Source organism: Flavobacteriales bacterium (assembly GCA_013214975.1).
Taxonomy (GTDB): domain Bacteria; phylum Bacteroidota; class Bacteroidia; order DT-38; family DT-38; genus DT-38.
Genome location: JABSPR010000060.1, coordinates 1 through 5,462, shown reverse-complemented (window position 1 = coordinate 5,462; position 5,462 = coordinate 1). Strand labels below are relative to the sequence as shown.

Genomic DNA, 5,462 nt, shown 5'->3' with positions numbered 1-5,462 from the left:
CTGTAAAGCACCAACAGCAACTGTTAACCCATCACTACTTAAACTAACAGAATATCCTGACTGATCAAGAGCAGCTTCTCCGTCTATATCTGTACCAATTTGATTCCACGTTTGGGCATTTGAAACGCTGATTATAGATACTAAAAGAAGCAAAAAGAAATATTTCATTTGAAATGGATATATGATTAATAAACAAATATAGAGAATAGGAAATGGTTAAGTCTCTATAGTGTTCTATACCAGTAAGGCATCTATACAATAGTAATTAACTGGCAAGCCTTTCTAGCCTACTAGTATCCACATCGATCAAAGGCTTTAGTAGATAGAGATTCTGGAAATCTTCAATCAATTGGTTCGATATTTTAACAACAGGGAGAGCAGACGAAAAGCCTTGATATCACAGCATATCAAGGCTTTCTTCTTTTACAAGGAATTCAGTAAAATACAATTGGCAAGCTTTTTTAGTGTTGATAACTCACTGAATTATTTCCGACTCCTCACCGCTCTTGATTTTTTGTTTATATAGAGGTTTATATATATACAACTGTGACACTACTCCGTGCACAGCTTCATTTTGCATTTCATGTAAATAGGCTTACGTCAACCCATTAATTTTTCTGAACTGCTTGCCTAGATTTCGCCAGACGTCTTTGAATTTTGATAAATCCTTAATTTGATGCTCTAGGCGTTTATTCCATAACTTTTGAAATAAGATTTCTTTACTAGATACCTTGTCAACGAAATTATTGGGATCCAATCCTTTATGATTGACCTTTCGTTCGAATTCATAATATACATCTTGAATTTCAATCTGTTCGATGTTAGTGAGATAATCAAAATCATATAAGTCCCTAGGTTCTGTTCTTCCCATTAGGGCAGCCATCTTTTCAATTACCACTTCTTCTAATCCGTAACTCCTAATGATAAATTCATCTTCTATGTCAGAATATATTTGAAGTATTTTACCATTTATTGGTTCATACTCAAGTTGCTCACCCCTAGTGATATCCAGCTTTACATGATCTCCATTCCCTCCTAAAGGCCCCACATAATTAACATAAAACTTAATGCTCCCACTTGCTGGATGGATTCCCTTTGATTCTTCAGTAATGTTAAATTTCATCCTTGTTTCTCTTGAAATTAATCCGAAAATGTTGTCAAATTCAGCATATATGACTTCATCAAGAATGGAATCATCCTGAAGTGTAAAATCCATATCTTCAGAATACCTATAATCTTCAATGTGTATTTTTTTAATACAAGTTCCTCCCTTAAAAATTAGATTTTGTTTCAGCAGATCATTTTGAGCTATTCCCCATAATAGCCAAGAAACGACATAGTCTTTTTCTATTTGCTGAGGTCTTACGCCAACAATATTTGAAATTTTGCTTAACTCTTTTGGTTGTATCATGTATAAATGGCTTCTCTAATGTCCTTAGGATCAATATTTATTCTCAGACCAAATTTGTGATTGGCCTTACCTTCGTCTGGTGCAGTAGTGTCAAACACAGATATTGAAGTTCCTATTTTAAGTAGCATTCCTTCATGGTAGGCTGTCCACATGTCTAGTAGATCACACAAAAACAAATACCGCTTTATCGCAGCGTTACTTTCTTGCTGTTCTAAATAATTAAACAACTTGTCTTTGCTTATTTTTTCCTTCGTTTCGTAAATAGCTTTTCCTATTTCAACCATTCCACCACCATAATGAGGCTTGCTCAATACATCAGCCAGTGTTTTTTCAAGATCGCTACACTTTACCTTGTTGTAATCATCTATCCAAACATTTTCAAAACCAAAGAATCTCTTTTCAATATGATGCACAAACTGAAATTCAGTATTCTTAATAAAAAATTTATTAGGCTTAACCTGAACATTAGTAACTATAATTTCTTTCAGACTAGGCTGTGTAATAAGTCCGTGTATTTGCATGGCTGAATAGTACCCTATGTAGTATTTTTTATTGCTCATCAAATATTTGGCTACCAGATGCCAATCAGGAATGAAATGACTAACATCCTCGTTTAAGGGAACAATATGATACAACCCCTTTTTTAGTCTCATCAATATCCCTTCTGTTACCATCTTTCCAAGGACCTTTGTTAGGTACTTTTTAGTTTTAGATGGATATTCTAATGCTACGTCTTCTAATGAAAAACATAAGATTTCATTAAGAGAAAATCTCTTTAAGATGTCTTGATCTAACTTATTTTGCATATTATAGACAATAAATATCTGCTAAACACCCAATAAAGGGTTCTACGAAGATATTAATTATTCATTAATAATCTCAAATCCTATTGGAGCCATTAATACCATTATTGAACGTATAGAAATTTACCCTAATCCAGTAAATACGGTAATAACCATTCGTTTTAAAACCGAGGGAAATCATGAAATACATATTGTCAACATGTTAGGAAAACAAGTGAAAAGATTTCAAAACCTGTCAAAAATTGCGAGAATTGATATTTCTGATGTTGAAGAGGGTGTCTATATTATGAGGATCAAAAAAGATGATAAAGTGATCGCGAAGCAAATAATTATTCAACATGCTCTCGTGAAAAAATAGCTGTATTTCCAAAGCAGTTTGCTTATTTATGAAATAGTAATTCAGATTTGTATTAACTAATATGGGGCATAACAATAAATATTATGACCTATGATTGGGGGCCATGGCTGTCTGAGACCCTTTTTCTTTTGCCATCGACTCCGCTACTCCTTAATTACTTTATACTGCTGTTTAAACTCTCCAGAAGTAATTTCAATAAAACACACACCAGATTCACCAGCTAGTTCAAATTGATGTATTGAATCTTTGAGCCATACTTTTTTGGACGGTATCCGACTGGCCACAACAATACAGTGGTCTTAGGATATGTGTTTCCACTTGCCCAATGATAATGAGTAACTATTCTTATGACGACTATTATAAATAAACAACTGTCTTGTCCTGAAAAAAGTTGACTGATTAGACTGTTAAATCACAATTTCGCCCTATTTCCTTCAATAGGTCAAGGTTTATTCTTGAGTAAAGTAAGTCTATGAGATAATGTTTGAAGTGTTCTATTAGAGCAACATAAAAACATATCTTAGCTGAGCGTTTTAACTAATTAGTAATTCAATATAGGATGATGATTTAAAGAATAAAATGAAATTCCGTTCCTATATTTTAACAATAGTTACTGTCTCATTACTTTGTTTCCCGGCATATCAGAATTTACAATCGAATGTCTCTAATGCTGACTGGCCTATTTCGCTTTCTATAAAAGCATCTTATGATTTAAACGATGTCTTTCAAGTGTTTTACACCACTGATACAGATGAAGATTTTTCTGAAAACAAATCACAATCAGTTAAAATTAAAGGTGGGACCGAGAACCAGAAATTAAAGTTCAATTTACCTCCGTTTAAAAAACTAAGGTTAGACTACAGTAGTAATAATAAACAGCACCCAATTAATTTCAATTCTATTGTTCTCAAGGATAACAATGAAGAGATTGAACTATTCAACCATCAATCTTCTAGATTTCTTATACCAAACAAGCATACTACTTTGGATAGCATTAACATTACACATGCACATACCGTTGACAACACTTATGACCCCTACTTTACGGTTAAAAACATACCAGCTCATTTTTCTATAAGAAAAGTAAAAGAATCACTTTTCTCCATTTTAAATTTATTCCTTTTGGGTGTTTTTCTCTTTAGCTGTTTCAGCTTTCACCCCTTGAGCAAGGTTCTATTAAAAACCAAAGCAATAGAAAACATTAAACACTTCCAGTGGTTTCTGTTGGCTTTCACAATCCTTTTCTTAAGAGGTATTTCCAAAATCTATTTCTCCGATATATGGGCAGAAGATGGCAGGGTTTTCTTACAAGAATATTTCCAAATGGGACCAGTTGCTATATTTGAATCGTATGCTGGCTATTACCACACGTTGCCCCGTTTATTAACCCAGCTATTTTCTTATTTACCTGCCCTTTTTACACCCTTCTTAATTACTATTTCCTGCTATTTAGCATATGCATACCTCTTATGCGAAATATTGCGCAAAGAATACAATTGGATTATTAAAGATGATTGGATTAAATTCATATTAATATTATTGTGGTGTTTTACACCTGGGGTTAATTCAGTTGTTGGAAACCTATGCAATTTACATTGGCTATTGTTGGCATACTTAGGTTTACTATCGCTAAAAAGCATTGAAAGTAAATATTCAATCACAGATTTACTTGTCGCTTTTTTATGTATTTCTTCTGAAGGAGCAGTGCTAGTTTTATTGCCTGTTTTCTTATTAAGAATAATTTTAAAACTGACTCAGAAAAAGAAAATTACATTTTACATAGGTGAAATCATCATCCTAAATTTAATTATTCTCTTTTCCATTCTAAATGCAATAATCCGAGATCAACAATCTTCTTTATCATTGAGCCTTATTCATCTTGAAGTTTGGTACATTAATTTTTCAAGCCATTTAATAATTGCTCCGATATTAGGGGATAAGCTTACTTTCCAATTAATCCATTCCTCTTCCTTCTTTATAGTCCTTAGCACATTAATTACGGCCGGTTTGGGCTACTTCATTTATACAAAATGGAATAACAAGAATATTCTTATTCTATCCCTACTGGGTATTATAACTCTAGTACCTGTAATGATTTCAATGGCTCGAGTTGCAAATATTGAGGTATTACTCCACTTTTTAGATTATAACGAACGTTGGTGGAAATTCAGATATGCTTTTCTACTCCCATTTTTCGGATATCTCTGCTGGGTTTGGATAGTATCACTTCAAAAAACATATGGGTTAAGGGAACCATTTTAACTTGTTTACTGGTAGTTTCCCTCTTTTTGAACAAGAATCGCTTTTTCAATACCCCACTAGGTGTTGATCGTGAATGGATTAAGAATTCTGACAAGATTGATGATATTAGATCGGGTAAATTAAACGAGACTCTTAAGGTACCTATCTATCCTTCGGGATGGGTATTTGAAATTAACCCAAGGCCTTAATAATTAATTGAGACTGCTAAAAAAAATCCTCCTCACTTTACTTTAATTCGTAAAGCGTAAACTTTTTCATTTCGAGAGGAACAAGATTATAATTCTCTTCCAAGTATTCTTTATTACATGCATCAATAGCAAGGTAATATTTGTAGATCCCTTTATCGATATCTCTCTCTAAACTCACGTTTGCATAGCGAGAAAAGTACCCGTGTAAACTCCATCTAGAATATAATTTCGGACAAATATTTATTATGGAATCATTCCCAATATAACCCAGCACAGCTCTACAATCATGGATCATCGCTTTGTCTCTTCCAACTTTAGTTGTTTGGTAAGCCGACGTAGAAATACCAAATACAACAATTGCGATGGTGAGAGCTTTAAAAATTTTAAAGCCCTTGGTATCCATTCTAATTTTTTCAATCCAAGAATTAACGAATGGATAG

Annotated in this window: 6 protein-coding genes; 2 read left to right on the top strand and 4 right to left on the bottom strand. The window is 33.2% G+C overall.

Going from position 1 to position 5,462, the window contains the following annotated elements:
• From HRT72_03145 to HRT72_03135, 3 genes are all read right to left on the bottom strand, one after another.
• Positions 1 to 168 (bottom strand): hypothetical protein (locus tag HRT72_03145; GenBank protein NQY66706.1); only part of this gene is annotated, 168 nt, incomplete at its 3' end.
• Between the two features lie 427 nt (positions 169 to 595).
• A complete protein-coding gene (locus HRT72_03140; GenBank protein ID NQY66705.1) occupies positions 596 to 1,411 on the bottom strand; it encodes a nucleotidyl transferase AbiEii/AbiGii toxin family protein in 816 nt (271 codons plus the stop codon).
• On the bottom strand, positions 1,408 to 2,217 hold the full coding sequence (locus HRT72_03135; protein ID NQY66704.1) for a transcriptional regulator: 810 nt from the start codon (positions 2,215 to 2,217) through the stop codon (positions 1,408 to 1,410). Before HRT72_03135 ends, HRT72_03140 begins: the two co-directional genes overlap by 4 nt.
• Positions 2,218 to 2,269: 52 nt before the next feature.
• On the opposite strand from HRT72_03135, the gene HRT72_03130 reads away from it, so the two are divergent.
• Both HRT72_03130 and HRT72_03125 read left to right on the top strand, forming a co-directional pair.
• Positions 2,270 to 2,572: a T9SS type A sorting domain-containing protein gene (locus HRT72_03130; protein NQY66703.1), complete on the top strand. Its 303-nt coding sequence runs from the start codon at positions 2,270 to 2,272 to the stop codon at positions 2,570 to 2,572.
• Between the two features lie 579 nt (positions 2,573 to 3,151).
• A complete protein-coding gene (locus HRT72_03125; GenBank protein NQY66702.1) occupies positions 3,152 to 4,834 on the top strand; it encodes a hypothetical protein in 1,683 nt (560 codons plus the stop codon).
• Between the two features lie 225 nt (positions 4,835 to 5,059).
• Here the strand turns inward: HRT72_03125 and HRT72_03120 are convergent, their stop codons facing one another.
• The gene (locus HRT72_03120) at positions 5,060 to 5,425 is read right to left on the bottom strand and encodes a hypothetical protein (GenBank protein NQY66701.1); all 366 of its coding nucleotides are present in this window, start codon (positions 5,423 to 5,425) and stop codon (positions 5,060 to 5,062) included.
• Positions 5,426 to 5,462 lie beyond the last annotated feature (37 nt).

Coding starts and splice junctions, on each gene's coding strand:
- HRT72_03140 (NQY66705.1), bottom strand. CDS start 1,411: ATGATACAACCAAAAGAGTTAAGCAAAATTTCAAATATTGTTGGCGTA.
- HRT72_03135 (NQY66704.1), bottom strand. CDS start 2,217: ATGCAAAATAAGTTAGATCAAGACATCTTAAAGAGATTTTCTCTTAAT.
- HRT72_03125 (NQY66702.1), top strand. CDS start 3,152: ATGAAATTCCGTTCCTATATTTTAACAATAGTTACTGTCTCATTACTT.
- HRT72_03120 (NQY66701.1), bottom strand. CDS start 5,425: ATGGATACCAAGGGCTTTAAAATTTTTAAAGCTCTCACCATCGCAATT.